The sequence below is a fragment of the Chryseobacterium sp. JV274 genome (assembly GCF_903969135.1).
Lineage (GTDB): Bacteria > Bacteroidota > Bacteroidia > Flavobacteriales > Weeksellaceae > Chryseobacterium.
This window is the reverse complement of the sequence record NZ_LR824569.1, coordinates 1,342,037-1,357,830: the sequence shown is the minus strand read 5'-3', so window position 1 is coordinate 1,357,830 and position 15,794 is coordinate 1,342,037. Positions and strand designations below refer to the sequence as shown.

Below are 15,794 nucleotides of genomic sequence, written 5' to 3'. Positions count from 1 at the left end.
CTATTGTAAATATTTTAATAATTTAGTTCCATGAAAATAAAAACTATTAGCCTTTTTATCATTCTTTTCACGATTATTTCCTGTAAAAAAGACAAAGAATATCCGAAATATGTTGAGCTGCAATCCGGAGGCGGAGTATATTCATTGTATATAAAAAACGGAACTTTTGAATTTTTAAAAACAGAATATATAAGCTATGATCAGATTTCAACAGCTCCATTTTCAGAGGGAAAATATGAGATATCAGGTGATGAGCTTATTCTTAAAAGTGATAAAGGAAAAAAGTATACTTTCAAAATAGGAAATGAAGCGGAACTGATTCCTGAAAAAATGGATTCTCTAAAAGATTTGAAAGGCCTGTTTCCGATCCAGATTCTTCACAATAACAAAATGCCGAAAGAAATGGGGCGATTGGATTCTTTAGGGAGGAAAAATGCTTTGTGGCTTTATTTCAATGAAAAGGGGAAGGTCATTAACCAGCGTTTGTATAAAAATGGAGAGCTTTTAAAAGACAATTATAAGTCTGATATTATTGTAAAATAGATAAATATTTGACGCAAAGTTTATTTTTTTATCCTTACTTTTTTTGAGGAAGCAAAGGTGGAATCAACTACATTGATTCTGTTGAAGCGGACGTACTGTCATAAAGCTTCATGCGGCTTTGTCGCTTGCTTTAATTATAATTTAAATAATAAAAACTTTGCGTTTGAAAAACATACAACTGAGTCATTATTAATAAAAAAGGCACCATTTACTTGTAAATGGCGCCTCGTCACTGAATATATTTGAATGTAAAATTGTTTTAGCTTATCTATTCATTCTGTTTGATTTGTGGGTTATTATTAATCTCTTTATTAGGAATCTGGAATCTGAATTTATCAGGAGTAAGGTTGAACCTTCCAAAAGTATGATTTGTCCCTGTGTATACTCTTTCTAAAGGGGTGTTTAATCGTTTCATATCAAACCACGCGTAGCCTTCACCCCAAAGTTCTATCCTTTTTTGAAGGACAATCTCATTGATCAGGTTATTGCCTGACTTTGTAGAGAGTGTATACGCCTTATCCCTTTTCGAGGTAATCTCGAATAATACTTGTCTTGCTTCCGTTTCTCTTCCCTGTCTGGCAAGGGCCTCAGCTTGTACATAATATAATGAGGAAGCCCGGATGTAAATATAATCTCCTTCAAAAAGAGTAGGATCTTTAAATTTCCAGCTTACATAAGGTGGGTAGTTTTTTGTTTTTCCGTTAAAGGTATAAGCCGCAGCCTGACTGCCATTGAACACTTTTTTACGGTAATCCGTTTCCGGAATTGCTTCATAAAGCCGTTTGTCTATCAGTTTACGGATCTGAGCAGCACCGGCATATCCTTCGTTGGTATTATCAAACATTGAGAAGAATGAGGCATAATAATTTCCAATGCTCATGGTAGAAATCGTATTATGAAAACCCCATATTACCTCAGGATTATTGATATTGGAAAATCCGGTGGTGGTATAATCATCTTCTGTCATAAGGCCAACGCCCTGTTTGCTTTCCTCAGCATATTGAGCCGCTTTGATGTAATCTCCCGTTTCCAGAAATACTTCAGCTGCAATGGCCTTGGCGGTTCTTCTATCGATCTGGGCTCTGGACGGACGTGCATAAGTATCTAAGAGTGTAATAGATTCCTCAATATCATTTTTGATTTGTCCATACACCTCAGCAACAGTTGATCTGGGAAGTCCCTGGCTGGGATTGCTTGCGGTAAGCACCAATGGAAGTCCCGGTTCAGACTGATGACCGCCATAATCGTTGGCATAAAAACGGACTAAATAAAAATAAGAGTAGGCTCTTAAAGCTAATAACTGTCCTGCAATGGCTCTGTTCTTTGCACTCGCATTTTTATCTAAACCATCAAGAAGCTTATTGATCACAAATATTCTTGCATAAAAAGTAGTCCATACAATCTCAGAAGCGATGTTGCTGGCATTGGTAGCTTCGTAATTATAAAACATTCCCAAATGCTGGTTCGTAGACTGGATGATATCATTGGACATCAGGTCGGAACCTGCTTTAATTCCCATAATTCCAAAATCTGAGTGAACGGTAGTACCGCCGGCACCATTACTGCGAAGATCAAGATAGATTCCGCCAAGAATTTTTTCGGGACTGGAAGAGTCGTTATTCAGTTGTTCACCTGAAATATCACCTTCCGGTAAAGTGTTGAGATCATTGGCACAGCTGGTGATCATAAAACCTATGGTTACCGCTGCTAAAAAGTATTTTATTTTTTTCATTCCTGTTCTTTTAAAAATTAAGTTTAAAACCTAAAGAGACACTTGATAAAAGAGAATATCGGTAGGCGTCAGAAACTCCTGTTAATGAAGCTCTTGGGTCATATCCTTTTCTCTTAGACCACAAATACAGGTTGTTACCTGTCACATAGACTTTCAGACCTGATAAGCCTGCCTGTTGTGCGAAACCATCAGGAAGCTGATAGGAGAGCGTTACATCCTGAAGACTGATATAATCCGATTTAATCAGATAAAGCGTTGAATTTCCATTCTGATTGGTAGCATTAAGATCTACTCTTGGTAATTCAGCAGTTGGATTTTCAGGAGTCCATGTTTTATCCAGATCCGTTGAATAGTTAGATCCGTAGCTGTCCGAATGGAATAAGCTTCTGTAAATATCATCATATCCATATCCTCCGAACTGATAGGCAAAATTCACTGCCAGATTGAATCTTTTATAGCTGAAATCTGTTCCGAATCCACCATATACCTTTGGAATTGCTGATTTACCAGTGTTATAATCTGTAGCTTCCTTATAATTGTTGGTGACAGTTCTCTCTTCTTTCTGAGTGGCAGGATTGATGGATGTACGGTACCATAAAGCATCTCCGTTTTCAGGATTCACTCCGGCAAATTCTTTAAGGAAATACGTATAGCGGTCTCCACCTTCTGTCAGAATAAATAATCCGGAAACCAGACCTGTATTTCTCTGCTCAGCCGGTAATCTTGTAATCTTATTTTTATAATGAGTGGCATTGGCATAAGCGCTCCATTGGAACTCATCACCACGGAGAATATCCACACTTATATTAGCCTGAACACCTCTGTTGGTCATATCTCCTATATTTCCGTATTTCACATAAGAACCTGCATTGGATGGAGGAAGAGGAAGCGTGTAGATCATATCCGATACTTTTCTTTCAAAATAATCTGCATTCAGGGTGATTCTGTTTTTTAAAAGTGACAGCTCAAAACCGGCATTCAGATTTTTGGAAGTTTCCCATTTTAAATCCTTATTTCCTTGTTTTTTAAGCGAAAGAACGGGTTTGTCATCACCGAAATTATTAATTCCGTAGATATCCTGGTAAGCATAATAATCTCTGTTGGAACCTCCTAAAAGAATGTTGTCATTTCCCTGCTGCCCATAAGAAGCTTTCAATTTTAAAGAATTAATTACGCTGTTGTCCTTAAGAAAATCTTCTTTTGCAATATTCCAGGCCAGTCCCAATCCATAGAAGTTTCCCCATCTGCTTTCCGGAGAAAAGACAGAAGAACCATCCCTACGGATATTGGCATTAAAGAAATATTTTCCATCATAATTATACAATAGCCTTGTGAAATATCCCTCTACAGCATATTCATAGCCATTTCCTGATAGCCCGGTAATTTTTACGGCATTATCGAAGGCTTGAGAATCAGGTAATAAAAGCTGTTGTTTTGAACCTGAAAAACCATCATCCTTTATTTTGTTTAATTCATGACCTACAAGAAGATTGAAACTGTGATTTCCCAGTTTTTTCTGATAAGTAAGCAATTGCTGATGGTTCAGAGTATATTTAAAATTTGAACTTTGCGAAATAGTACCTCCTACAGAAGATGAAGTTCCGCCTTCCGTATTTCCGAACTGAAGATTTCTTGTATTTTCAAGATAAGCTCCAAAGTTATAGGTGAAATCCAGTCCTTTGATGATTTCATAATTTAAACCAAGGTTAAGATTGGTGATATTACTTATGATCTGAGATTTATCTTTCTGGAGGTTGCCCACAGGGTTTTCAAAAACGGCGTAAGACCTTGTTGCCCCATTGGGTCCCTGTCCGTCTCCATAGTCATACAGAGCATTTCCGTTGCTGTCATACAATTGCTGATAATTGTTATCCCTGAGGAAAACAGGATAAAATGGTGCAATATTTCTGGCAAACTGGAAAGGGTTGGAAAAGCCTCCTGTTTCCCCAAAATCCTGCTTACTGTAGGTATAAGACAAAGCACTGGTCAACTTCAGTTTTGATGTGATGGAGTAATCTACATTCGATCTGATCCCGAATCTTTCAAAACCGGAAGATATTAAATACCCTTTGTCATCCAGATAATTAAGGGAAGTATAAGACTTTACCTGATCTCCATTGGCATTGATTCCTACCGTGGCTTCTCTTCTCAATGCAGGTCTGAAAAGCAGTTTCTTCCAGTTGTCCTGATACAATAGCTTCGCATCAGGATTGAAAGATCCATCCTTTGAAATCAATTGATTAAAAGGAACGCTATAAGCATTATACCCCAGTTTGGTAAGCGCTGCAAGTCCCACGTCATGCGGGCTTGGTCCGGAAGGAACTGCACCGGGCTGCTTCAGTCTTGCAATTTCACCAATTCTGGCTCTGTTATAATAAGCAGTATAATAATCCTGTGGAGAAGTATAAACGGAGTAATCCTCAATAGATCTGAAATTGACACCAGTTCTTACATCGGCTTCAATACTTACTCCTTTACTCTTCCCCCTTTTCGTATTCACAATAATCACTCCATTGGCCCCTCGGGATCCGTATAGAGCATTAGAAGAAGCATCTTCAAGAAAAGAAATACTTTCAATATCCGATGCGGCAATACTGTTCAGGTTTCCGCTGTAAGGAATACCATCCAGTACAATCAGTGGGTCGCTTGAAGCATTGATAGAACCTATTCCTCTCATTCTGATGGTTGGCTGAGAACCAGGCTGACCGGAAGAGATCACCTGTACACCTGCTACTTTTCCTCCAATTCCCTGAAGAATATTTCCATTCTGAAGATTAGACAGGTCTTTTGCCTTCAATGACTGTACAGATCCTGTGATCTCCTCTTTTTTCTGCTTCCCGAAGGCTACCACAACCACTTCCTTTATTGAAGTTTCTTTGGAAAGGCTGTCTTTAGTTTGGGCATAGCCATATTCCGCGAATAGGAGCAAAGCTAATACACCAAGTTTACATTGTTTCTTTTTCATTATATTAATCAAGGTTTAAATTGAACTGTGTATTACTGCTGATCTGTCTGTACTCAATAATAACTTTCCTCCTCCTTTTTCAGGGAGATATAAGAAATAGAATAATAAAATGTACAGGAGATGTACCCGGATTAAAGAAGCCTTGAACTTATGGCTTTCATTCCTACAGTAATGAATGTATCTCTTAAAAAGTTATGACATCATCATGTTGCACATCATATCAAAGCACATGTCTTGAGAAATACAGGTGTGCTGTGAAAAAGCAGACATTCTACAACACTTTTGCTGTGCCGGAGCTGCCACCATAATAGTGCATAGGTAAGAATCAAAGTAGTTCTTATTCATGAGAATAGAGTTTATTTTTTTTTAACTGTGTCAAAATTATTTAATAATTGATGAACCCCAGTAAAAAGAACGTATGAGATAAATCATATTAACCTACTAAATTAGTAGACTAATTGAAAATTATAGAATTTTTTTATTGTATGTGTCTGATAGCCATTAATTTAATTAATCATCTGAAATGTTAAAAAAATTATAAAAAAATAAGATTTGAAACTGTGAATTAACGTTAATATAATAAGTCTATTGTTTTTGTAGACTTTTTATTTATTTTATAACACAAGCTGCTGCCTGAACTGGGAATTGAGCAAGTGAAATTTTTGTAAGAGGTTTGGTTTTGGCTAAGAAGAGGATAGATCTGGTGAAATATTCTTTAGATGCATTTCGGAATTTTACACCAACAAAAAATTAAATAAATGAATATTGTTTTAACAGGTTCCATTGGGAACATCGGAAAACCACTTACAAAAGAACTTGTACAAAAAGGACACTCAGTTACAGTAATCAGCAGTAAGGAAGAAAGAATAGCTGCTATAGAAGCTTTGGGAGCAAAAGCCGCCATAGGCAGTATGTTTGATGCAGAATTTCTTACAGAAACTTTTACAGGAGCAGACATTGTTTATTTAATGGAAACAATGGAAGCCGCAGGAGATATGTTTGATAAAAACATTGATTTTATCGGAAAGATCGGTGAAATCGGTCGTCATTACAAAACTGCTGTAGAACGTTCAGGAGTGAAGAAGATTATCCATCTCAGCAGCATTGGTGCCCATACAGATAAGGGGACAGGCATTATTGTCTTTCATTATCATGTAGAGCAGATCCTGAAGCAGCTGCCGGATGATATTGCAATTAAATTCATTCGTCCTGTCGGTATTTATTTCAATATGTTTTCATTCATCAGTACGATAAAAAACAAAGGAGCCATTGTTTCCAATTGGGGAGGTGATCAGAAAGAACCGTGGGTTTCTCCGTTAGATATTGCAGATGTTGTAGCTGAGGAAATTGAAAAACCATTTGATGGGAAGACAGTACGTTATGTAGCCAGTGATGAGGTTTCTCCCAATGAAATTGCAAAAGCTTTGGGAGAATCAATCGGGAAGGCAGAGCTGTCATGGAAAGTGATTTCAGATCAGGAATTACTGAAAAGCTGGCTTGACATCGGTTTCAATGAACAGGTAGCTAAAGGTTTTGTAGAAACTCAGGCAAGTCAGGCAAGTGGAATTCTGTACGAAGATTATTATCAGCATCCACCTGTCCTGGGGAAGGTGAAACTGGCAGATTTTGCAAAAGAATTTGCCGCTGCTTACCAAAATGAGGAAGTGTAAAATATTGAACAACAAAAGTCACAAAAGCTTTAAACACTTAAATAAACTTTAGAGGATATTGTTACGCAAAAGAAGAACACATAAGTTTTTAGAATCTTTGATTTTTAAAAGTGTACAATAATAACCACAGCATCTGTGAAAATCGATGTTCTCTGTGGTAAAACAATTTGTAATTTTATAGATATGGAAAGACGGGTTACAAAAAGAATAAAAACCATTACAGAATTTCACCGCTCAAGAGGATTACCGCCTCCTGAGCATCCGCTGATCAGTGTGATTGATTACAAAAATGTTAAGCGGCCTGCTGATATCGGAGAAGTTAACTGGATGCTGGATTTTTACCAGATTTCTTTGAAAACAGGAATGAATGGAAAGCTGAAGTATGGCCAGCAGGAATATGATTTTGATGAAGGAACTCTGTTTTTTATTTCCCCGAATCAGGTTTTCAGAATTGAAGCAGATTCCGGTATGAAGGATAAACAATCCGGCTGGATGCTGTTGATTCATCCTGATTTTCTGTGGAACACCTCAATGGCAAAGACCATAAAACAATATGATTTTTTTGACTATTCAGTGAATGAAGCTTTGTTTCTTTCAAAAAAAGAAGAGCTTACCATCAATGGAATTATAGAACATATTGAACAGGAATATCATGGGATAATTGATAAATTCAGCCAGAATATTATCATCTCCCATATGGAAACACTGCTCAATTATTCCGAAAGGTTTTATGAAAGGCAGTTTATTACCAGAAAAATAACCAATCATAACATTCTTACCCGTTTAGAAACTTTATTGGTTGATTATTTCAATGATAATGATCTGGTGTCAAAAGGGTTGCCTACGGTACAGTTTACAGCAAAAGAACTTGGAATTTCACCCAATTATCTTAGCCGGCTATTAACAAACCTTACCGGGCAAAGTACCCAGCAGTTTATCCATGATAAGTTGATTGAAAAAGCGAAAGAAAAACTCTCTACGACAGATCTCTCAGTAAGTGAAATTGCTTATGAACTGGGCTTTGAGCATCCACAGTCCTTTACAAAACTATTTAAAAATAAAACCCGGCTTTCTCCGCTGGAGTTCAGAACCTCTTTTCAGTAGAAGATAAAGATAAGATACAAACAGCTTTATTATGAATGGTGCTGTTTGGATTTAATCCCTGTTTTATTGTATTTATTCCGGTATTCGATAGGAGATAAGCCCGTAATTCTGCGGAATATTTCCCGAAAGGCTTTCACATCAGAATAGCCTGCTTCATACATCACTTCATTGATGGTTTTTCGGGAGATTTCCAGTTCTTTTTTGGCAGATTCCACCTTTACTCTTTGTTGGTATTCAAGAGGAGTATTGCCGGTTGCTTTTATAAACCTGCGGTCAAAACTTCGTCTTCCAACTGTGAATTTCTGGGAAAGTGCTTCCATGGATATTTTCTCAGAAAAATTCTTTTCAATGTATTCCTGGGCCTGAATAATCATGTCATCACCATGCGATTTTTGCCCGTTAAAGATGATGAAATCCGATTGTGTTTCCCTGTCGATGTCAATTTGAAATATTTTGGAACAATAAATAGCCGTTTGTCTGTCGTAATATTTTTCAACCAGATAAAGAAGAAGGTTTAAGAAAGAATACCCTCCGCCATTTGTATAAATACCGTGTTCATCCGTAATGATTTTTTCTGCCCTTACATTCACTTTGGGAAACAGTTTTTTAAAATTGGCAACCGTATTCCAGTGGATAGAACAGCTTTTTGAATCCAGGAGTCCTGTAGAAGCCAATATATAAGCTCCAGTGCACATGCTGGCTACATCCGCTCCCTTTTTATACTGTTCCGATATCCAATGGACAAGTGCCGTATTTTGGTCATCTATTTTTGTGAAATTCGGGGCAATGGCAGGAATGACAATCAGATCGGTTTTCTGGACTGCTGCAATATTTTTCTGTGGAATCACGGTAAGCAAACCATTTACAAAATCAGAATGCTCAGAAACTCCGGCCAGCTCGATGGTGAATACCGTATCTTTATTGTTGTGGCTGTAATACCTGTTTGCTTCCGTAAAAATATGATAGGTCCCTATAATACAGGATAATGTATTGGGTGCTGTCTGTGCATCGGGAACTAATATGGTTAAATGTTTCATATCGCAGAATGTAAAGGTGAATAAATTGTGCCGATTGTAACCTCATCTGTATCATACAAATATAAAAAAATAAGATGTCCGGATCAACCTCTTATAATGTCTATTTTACACCCCTTACAGGTCTTTCTATGTTCTTACCTTTGAATAAGTAAATAAGAGAATACAGTCCGAAAGGATGGCAGAAAAGAAAAAACTAACACTAATAACAAATAAAATTATGAAATCACAGGATTTTACAACAAGTATTACCGTTGATGCTGCGCCACAGCAGGTATTTGATGCCATTAATAATGTCCGGGGCTGGTGGTCTGAAAACATTGAAGGATCTACATCTGTACTGAACAGCGAATTTGCCTATCATTATCGTGATGTCCACCGGTGCAGGATAAAAATTACAGAAATGCAGCCCAATACCAGAGTGATGTGGCATGTTCTGGATAATGATTTTAATTTCATTGAAGATAAAACAGAATGGGTAGACACTCATATCGTATTTGATATCCATGAAAAAGAAGGAAAAACAGAACTTACATTTACCCATCAGGGGCTGATTCCTGAAGGTGAATGCTACGAGGTCTGCCATGACGCCTGGACTCATTATATTCAGGACAGTCTGAAATCCCTTATTACGACAGGTCAGGGGAAAGCAACTCCAAAAGAAGATTTTACGGTCTCTGATCATCCGGAGGAAAATACAGATACGAAAAGCATTTATCATAGATTGCTCATTACTGTACCTGTTGAAAAAGTATATGAAGCCATCACTACCCAGGAAGGATTAGCCGGATGGTGGACTCCGGATACGGAAGCAAAAGCTGAGATAGGCAGTATGCTGAGATTTGGTTTTGGACCTGATTATTTTAAAAAGATGGAAGTGGTGGATCTGAAACCTTATAGTCTGGTGAAGTGGCGTTGTATCAAGGGATTTGAGGACTGGGTTGGTACTACACTCACTTTTGAGCTGGAACCTCATAAAAAAGGATGTGTTTTATTATTCCATCATGATGGCTGGAAATCATACAATTCAGAATTTGCATCCTGCAGTTTTGACTGGGCCTTATTTTTCAGAAGTCTGAAATCTCTTTGTGAAACAGGAAAAGGCTTTCCATATCCGGAATTTGATAAAATAAATTAATGCTGTACTCCATAATTATCCGATCCTGATTGTCAGAATATCTAAAAATAAATAACTCTTATAGTTTTGATAAAAAAATAAAAAAATAAGGCTGTTTCACAGAGGAGACAGCCTTTTTCTTAAGATTGTTTTGTAATTCAGTGAATTGCACCTGCTGCCATCCTTGAAAAACTGTTTCTGAAATTTAAAAAATTGATATCTCTCATCATTCTTAATGGAATTGGTGTTCTTTTACAGAAAAATTAATTATATTTTTGATAATTATTTTATCTGCACAATTCTTTATCATGAGCGATAAAGCATAACAATTGTAGAAAACCACGCCAATATTATGATGAAAAAATACCTTACTTATATAGCACTTTTGGGAGCACCTTTCTTTTGGGGGCAAAATAAAGGGACTGAAACATCTGCTTACCAGCAAAACTGGAAATCGTTAGAGAAGGAAAATGAGGATATAGCATTTGACGCTGATATAAAACTGTCTGATGCTGAAACAGCTTTGGATAAAAAGATATTCCAAATACGTAAGCAATTTCTGAGCGATACAGAATCCAAAAAAATATCTTTATACAACAGCTCTTTTTATGAATTAAGACCATTAATAGAAAGCAGTAAGCTGTATGAACTCCTACAGACCATGCCGAAAGGAGGTTTACTGCACACCCACAGCGGAGGAATAACGGAGGTGCAATGGATTATTTCGGCTGCCAGAAAATATCGGGAATGCTATGTTTACGATCAGAAAGATAATGATCAGTTCATTTTTGGACAGCTGGCTTTTTTTGAAAAAGGAAAAGTTCCGAATGGATTTGTCAGCCTTGATAAAAAACTGAACTCAACCCCGGATTTTGAAAAACAATTACAGGAACTTCTCACTCTGAAACGTGATAGCTTATGCTCTTACACAGATTATTGGATTGAATTTGAAAAACGTTTTAAGCGTATCAATCTGCTGCTTCCTTATCGTCCTTTCTTTAAAGAATATTATTTGAAAGGATTTCAGGATTTGATCAAAGATAAAGTACAGCACGTAGAAATCAGATATATTTTTGATGAGCTTTACGATTTCCAGCATGGGAAATATCCTCTAAAAACTTCCATCACAGATCTGCAGGACATTCTTAAAGAAATACATAAGTCTGATCCGCAGTTCACCCTGAAACTTATCTATTCAAGCTTTAAATTCCTGGATAATGAAAGTATCGGAAAACAGCTTGAAACAGCGTTTGAGATGAAGAAAGAATTTCCGGATATGATCTCAGGTTTTGATCTTGTAGCAGATGAAGCTGCGGGACATAATATCAGCTTTTTTGAGAAAAACTGGGCAAAACTGAATGAACTTAACAAGAAGTATGGTGTGGAAATACCTCTTTTCCTTCACGCCGGAGAAAGTAACTCCGCCTTGAATAAAAATGTTCTGGATGTAGCTTTATTAAACAACAAAAGAATTGGACACGGACTGAATCTTATCTACTTCCCCAAAACCATGGAGCAGATCAGAAAACAGAATAAACTGGTTGAAGTAAGCCCCATCAGTAACCAGGTTCTGGGATATGTGAGTGATATGAGAAATCACCCTGCCAGAGTATTGTTAAGCAATGGAATACAGTGTTCCATCAGCAGTGATGATCCTTCAGTTTATGGATACGCAGGGCTTAGTTATGATTTCTGGGTAGCGCTGGTGTATTGGGAACTGGATGTAAAAGCATTGAAAAAACTGGTTTTCAATTCCATTAATTATTCTTCTTTGAATGAAAATGAGAAAAAGAAATCATTAACCTATCTGAACCAGCAATGGAATGATTTTGTCCAGAAAACAAATCAGAAATTAAACTAATCAGGGGTTTCCCGGAAAAAATAAAGAGCCTGTCTCAAACGTCGAACAATTTGACTTTTGTCATTCTGACGAAGGAAGAATCTCATTAACGATCAAACATATGAGATTCTTCATTACATTGCATTTCATTCAGAATGACACTTTTGAGATGGTCTTTTGCCTTTTATAGATTGATGAAGATTATTTTGTAAGCCTTGATCTGGATAACTCCTTTTTTACAGCAGTACCTAATTTTGATGGACTTACCTTTGTCAATACTAACGATTCACAACCGTTGAAGACTGCAAAACGTTTTACGGTTTCTACAAAAGGGGTAAGCCATACTTCAGGAGCTATTGTATTGTTTTCAATATGTAAATGAATAAGCTCAAATTTTTTTTCTTTTCTGTGGGCTTTACAATCAACTCTTCCTATAAACTGATTTCCAAACAGTATCGGCAGACAGAAATAACCATATTGTCTTTTTTCCTTTGGAGTATAACATTCCAGCCTGAAATCAAAATCAAAAATCTGTTTGATCCGGTCACGGTGAATAATAGAATTATCAAACGGTGACAGCAGCCGTACACTGGATTCTGTCAGAGCAAATGTTTTTTCCAGCAGATCATTTTGAACAAAAACGGAGTTTCCTCCATCAACCCTGACTTTCGATATTCTGTTTTCTTCCAGCATAGTTTGTAACACTATATTGACATTCTTCTTCAGGTCATTTCCACTCCTAAGATGGGTAATCTGCTTTACCGTAGTAAATCCATAAGCACGGAGATTGGTTGTTACCAGATATTCCGCCAGCTCAAGTGGAGTAGGTTCTGTGGTATTCATGGAAGTGGGTAGAACTCTTTCGGCCAGGTCATATGTTTTCTGCATACCGGAACGTCCGCTGATCATCAGGTCTCCCTGCATAAAAAGTCTTTCAAGAGCCAGTTTGGCAGGTTTCCAGTTCCACCAGGTTCCTGTTTTATGACTTTCGTTTTCGAAATCTCTTGCCCGTTTAGGGCCTTCGTGGCGGATGGTATCTGTAACGTACTGCATTACTTTTGGGTCTGCATTGTAGTAACGGGACTCCCCTCGTTTGATGGTCAGCATTTGAGGTAAAACATACCGAAAATCCTGCATTGGAAGATAAGAAGCGGCATGAAACCAATATTCGAATACTTTACGTTCTCCTACCAGTTCCTCCAGATCATCTGCTTTAAAGTCCGGGATTCTGGTCCAGAGCGTATGATGATGGGCGCGCTCCACCATAGACAAAGTATCAATCTGTATATATCCGAGATGCTCCAATGCATGAAGAACCGCATCTTTTCCGGTTCCGAATGGTGTATTTTGGGTTAATCCCTGACTATTTAATGTTGCAAGCTTTAAATGCTCCAAAGTCAACTTCTTTTCCATATCCGAAGAAAACAGATTTGTTTGTGATATTTTTTCAAATATAATGATTCCACCGAAAGCTTTGAGTAAGATGTCATTTAAATACTCGCATGGGATGGCTGGTGACAGAATACAGGTGAAGCATCAGTTGTTATGGTCGTTATCCCTTTTTAATTCTCTTTCAATCTCATTTACATAGGGCAACGGGAGATGAAAACTTTCTTCAATGTATTTTCTTATATATTCATCAGTTTTGCCATTTATTTTTCTGATAAAAAGCTGATTTCCGGATTGTAAGGATTCAATATAAGTGGATGTGTCCTGTGTGTTTTGAAAAATTGATTTCTCAACTACCGCTCTTTTATCATCATTGATGATGATATCACTAAATGAAGTATTCATAAGAACGGTCTGAAAAAATGATTCTGCCGGCAGAAAAGTATGAAGATAATAATCTTCAAAGTCCATTACTATTTTGTTACTGGTTAAAAATGTACAGGTTTCTCTGGTGAAAATAAACCATTTTCCGCCAATATAGGGGACCACTCCCTTCATAAATGTTCTTTTATAGATGAAGGATGAGATCATATAGGCTAATTCCGTAAAATGATTCTGTATTCTCTGCAGAGTATCCGGTCTGTAAAATTTCTGGTCATAATAAAAAAGATAATTCCGGTCTTTATTGGTGGAAAGAAACTGGCGGATGATATTTTGTGATTTCAGAGGATGATCTTCCCCGCTTAGGTTGATAAAATAATCCCATTCTTTACTTACATTTAATAGAAATTCCATAGCATTCAGCTCTGCCTGAACCATATTGAAGCCTCCTGACACAATATTCAGGCTGTCCAGAATATAGACATTCGGAAATTGAACGATGTACAGCTGTATTTCTTCAATGAATTCGGGCTTAGCTTTCCTGTCGATATGGATAAGATAAAACTGATCCCTTGTATAAATCTTCTGAAACATCTCTTTAAATACCTCAGGTTTATGATGTACCATAATAAAATAAGCAATCCTTACATGCGGGCCTGTAGGTGATTCCAGAGTTTTGGGATGAGGTTTGGCTATGGGATCGGAAATTTGCATGATTCGGAGTTTAAAATCATCCGCGATAGCAAACAATTTGATTGATTGGTAGAAGATAAGAATAATTTTTTGATAATCAATCATTTAAATAAAATTGTATTTGCCTTTTTTTATTGTAGGTTTGCAAAACATTTATAAAACAGGTCACTGCCTTTGCTATTCTGTCATAGTTTAAAATCACATTTTTTTCTTTCAGTTTTGCTTTTTCAGCTACCAATTTATAGTCTTCATTTCTTGGGCAGAAATCAAAGAGTATAAAGTTCTATTGTAGAGAAGCGATGCGTCATAGCTGGATAATCCATACTGTAGTAAGGATAATATTGTAGCTAAAACAAGAAAAATGATGAGCAGAAAAGAGTTTTCTTTATTTGTTTATCCTTAATGATATACCAACTCAATTCTGATAAACAGACTTGCTTACGAAATACCGGGAAGCCGGAATTTATAATGAATTTTAAAAATTTAAACCTAATCAATCCCATTATCCGTGCCATGACAGAAGCAGGATATTCCAGACCTACTGAAATACAGTGTAACGCAATTCCACTTATTTTAACGGGCAGGGATGTTGTAGGATGTTCCCAGTCAGGTACAGGAAAAACAGCAGCATTTATTATGCCTATTCTGCAACTGTTGAAAAGGCATACTACGGAACATAAAGAAATACGGATTTTAATACTTACGCCCACACCGGAATTAGCCAGACAGTTGGAAGAAAATCTTGGAATTTACAGTAAATATTTGCCATTGTCTCAGCTTTCTGTGTACGAAGGTATTCCTGTCGGAAGCCAGCTTGCAGCACTGAGAAAAAGAGTGGACATTCTTGTGGCAACACCGGGAAGGCTGCTCGATTTGGAAAATCAAAGACATATTGATCTTTCGAAAATTGAGGTATTTGTTTTGGATAAAGCAGATAAAATGCTTGAGATGGGTTTCATTAATGATATAAAAAAAGTAGTAAAACTGCTTCCCCAGAAAAGACAAAATCTGTTTTTTTCTACAACAATCCCGGGAAGTGTAAGGCATTTTGCCGGAACAATTCTGAACAATCCTGTGGAGGTTATTGTCAGTCCGGTTTCTTCTGCAGCGCAGACCGCTAAGCAGGCGGATGGTTTTGCAGAAAAAGAAAAGAAAAATGATGTGCAGACTGATACTCTGCAGAAAAAAAACATAAGAACAATGCTTCTTACACGTACCAAACATGTAACCAGCAAATTGGTCCAGCAGCCGTAGAATTTCAGTATACACCACTGAATCTATGTCTACAGGATCAGAACAAGAACCGGAATAGAATGAACAGCTATT

Annotated in this window: 11 protein-coding genes; 6 read left to right on the top strand and 5 right to left on the bottom strand. The window is 37.1% G+C overall.

Going from position 1 to position 15,794, the window contains the following annotated elements:
- Positions 1-30: 30 nt before the first annotated feature.
- Complete coding sequence (locus CHRYMOREF3P_RS06180) at positions 31-543, top strand: hypothetical protein (protein ID WP_180564131.1); 513 nt, start codon at positions 31-33, stop codon at positions 541-543.
- A gap of 268 nt (positions 544-811) precedes the next feature.
- On the opposite strand, the gene CHRYMOREF3P_RS06175 is transcribed toward CHRYMOREF3P_RS06180, so the two are convergent.
- Both CHRYMOREF3P_RS06175 and CHRYMOREF3P_RS06170 read right to left on the bottom strand, forming a co-directional pair.
- Positions 812-2,275 (bottom strand): RagB/SusD family nutrient uptake outer membrane protein, encoded by a 1,464-nt coding sequence (locus CHRYMOREF3P_RS06175; RefSeq protein ID WP_180564130.1) that lies wholly within the window; start codon positions 2,273-2,275, stop codon positions 812-814.
- A 10-nt stretch (positions 2,276-2,285) separates the two neighbouring features.
- Positions 2,286-5,240: a SusC/RagA family TonB-linked outer membrane protein gene (locus CHRYMOREF3P_RS06170; RefSeq protein ID WP_180564129.1), complete on the bottom strand. Its 2,955-nt coding sequence runs from the start codon at positions 5,238-5,240 to the stop codon at positions 2,286-2,288.
- Between the two features lie 758 nt (positions 5,241-5,998).
- Between CHRYMOREF3P_RS06170 and CHRYMOREF3P_RS06165 the strand changes: the two genes are divergently transcribed.
- The gene (locus tag CHRYMOREF3P_RS06165) at positions 5,999-6,910 is read left to right on the top strand and encodes an SDR family oxidoreductase (protein ID WP_180564128.1); all 912 of its coding nucleotides are present in this window, start codon (positions 5,999-6,001) and stop codon (positions 6,908-6,910) included.
- 183 nt (positions 6,911-7,093) lie between these two features.
- Complete coding sequence (locus tag CHRYMOREF3P_RS06160) at positions 7,094-8,014, top strand: AraC family transcriptional regulator (protein ID WP_180564127.1); 921 nt, start codon at positions 7,094-7,096, stop codon at positions 8,012-8,014.
- Between the two features lie 29 nt (positions 8,015-8,043).
- Here the strand turns inward: CHRYMOREF3P_RS06160 and CHRYMOREF3P_RS06155 are convergent, their stop codons facing one another.
- Entirely contained in the window at positions 8,044-9,051 is a 1,008-nt protein-coding gene (locus CHRYMOREF3P_RS06155) for a GlxA family transcriptional regulator (RefSeq protein ID WP_180564126.1), read from the bottom strand.
- A 217-nt stretch (positions 9,052-9,268) separates the two neighbouring features.
- Here CHRYMOREF3P_RS06155 and CHRYMOREF3P_RS06150 point away from each other — a divergent pair, with 217 nt between their 5' ends.
- Both CHRYMOREF3P_RS06150 and CHRYMOREF3P_RS06145 read left to right on the top strand, forming a co-directional pair.
- The gene (locus tag CHRYMOREF3P_RS06150; protein WP_180564125.1) at positions 9,269-10,186 is read left to right on the top strand and encodes an SRPBCC family protein; all 918 of its coding nucleotides are present in this window, start codon (positions 9,269-9,271) and stop codon (positions 10,184-10,186) included.
- Between the two features lie 331 nt (positions 10,187-10,517).
- Positions 10,518-12,026: an adenosine kinase gene (locus CHRYMOREF3P_RS06145; RefSeq protein ID WP_180564124.1), complete on the top strand. Its 1,509-nt coding sequence runs from the start codon at positions 10,518-10,520 to the stop codon at positions 12,024-12,026.
- Between the two features lie 180 nt (positions 12,027-12,206).
- On the opposite strand, the gene CHRYMOREF3P_RS06140 is transcribed toward CHRYMOREF3P_RS06145, so the two are convergent.
- Positions 12,207-13,418, bottom strand: coding sequence for a winged helix-turn-helix domain-containing protein (locus CHRYMOREF3P_RS06140; protein ID WP_180564123.1), 1,212 nt, complete (start codon positions 13,416-13,418; stop codon positions 12,207-12,209).
- 123 nt (positions 13,419-13,541) lie between these two features.
- Positions 13,542-14,489, bottom strand: coding sequence for a beta-1,6-N-acetylglucosaminyltransferase (locus CHRYMOREF3P_RS06135; RefSeq protein WP_077418746.1), 948 nt, complete (start codon positions 14,487-14,489; stop codon positions 13,542-13,544).
- Between the two features lie 447 nt (positions 14,490-14,936).
- Here CHRYMOREF3P_RS06135 and CHRYMOREF3P_RS06130 point away from each other — a divergent pair, with 447 nt between their 5' ends.
- Entirely contained in the window at positions 14,937-15,722 is a 786-nt protein-coding gene (locus CHRYMOREF3P_RS06130; protein ID WP_228408890.1) for a DEAD/DEAH box helicase, read from the top strand.
- The last annotated feature ends 72 nt before the right edge of the window (positions 15,723-15,794 follow it).

What these genes read in the sequence shown, in the direction of transcription:
- CHRYMOREF3P_RS06135 (WP_077418746.1), bottom strand. Translation starts at nt 14,489, where the DNA reads ATGCAAATTTCCGATCCCATAGCCAAACCTCATCCCAAAACTCTGGAA.
- CHRYMOREF3P_RS06165 (WP_180564128.1), top strand. Translation starts at nt 5,999, where the DNA reads ATGAATATTGTTTTAACAGGTTCCATTGGGAACATCGGAAAACCACTT.
- CHRYMOREF3P_RS06155 (WP_180564126.1), bottom strand. Translation starts at nt 9,051, where the DNA reads ATGAAACATTTAACCATATTAGTTCCCGATGCACAGACAGCACCCAAT.
- CHRYMOREF3P_RS06140 (WP_180564123.1), bottom strand. Translation starts at nt 13,418, where the DNA reads ATGGAAAAGAAGTTGACTTTGGAGCATTTAAAGCTTGCAACATTAAAT.
- CHRYMOREF3P_RS06180 (WP_180564131.1), top strand. Translation starts at nt 31, where the DNA reads ATGAAAATAAAAACTATTAGCCTTTTTATCATTCTTTTCACGATTATT.
- CHRYMOREF3P_RS06175 (WP_180564130.1), bottom strand. Translation starts at nt 2,275, where the DNA reads ATGAAAAAAATAAAATACTTTTTAGCAGCGGTAACCATAGGTTTTATG.
- CHRYMOREF3P_RS06170 (WP_180564129.1), bottom strand. Translation starts at nt 5,240, where the DNA reads ATGAAAAAGAAACAATGTAAACTTGGTGTATTAGCTTTGCTCCTATTC.
- CHRYMOREF3P_RS06160 (WP_180564127.1), top strand. Translation starts at nt 7,094, where the DNA reads ATGGAAAGACGGGTTACAAAAAGAATAAAAACCATTACAGAATTTCAC.
- CHRYMOREF3P_RS06150 (WP_180564125.1), top strand. Translation starts at nt 9,269, where the DNA reads ATGAAATCACAGGATTTTACAACAAGTATTACCGTTGATGCTGCGCCA.
- CHRYMOREF3P_RS06130 (WP_228408890.1), top strand. Translation starts at nt 14,937, where the DNA reads ATGAATTTTAAAAATTTAAACCTAATCAATCCCATTATCCGTGCCATG.
- CHRYMOREF3P_RS06145 (WP_180564124.1), top strand. Translation starts at nt 10,518, where the DNA reads ATGATGAAAAAATACCTTACTTATATAGCACTTTTGGGAGCACCTTTC.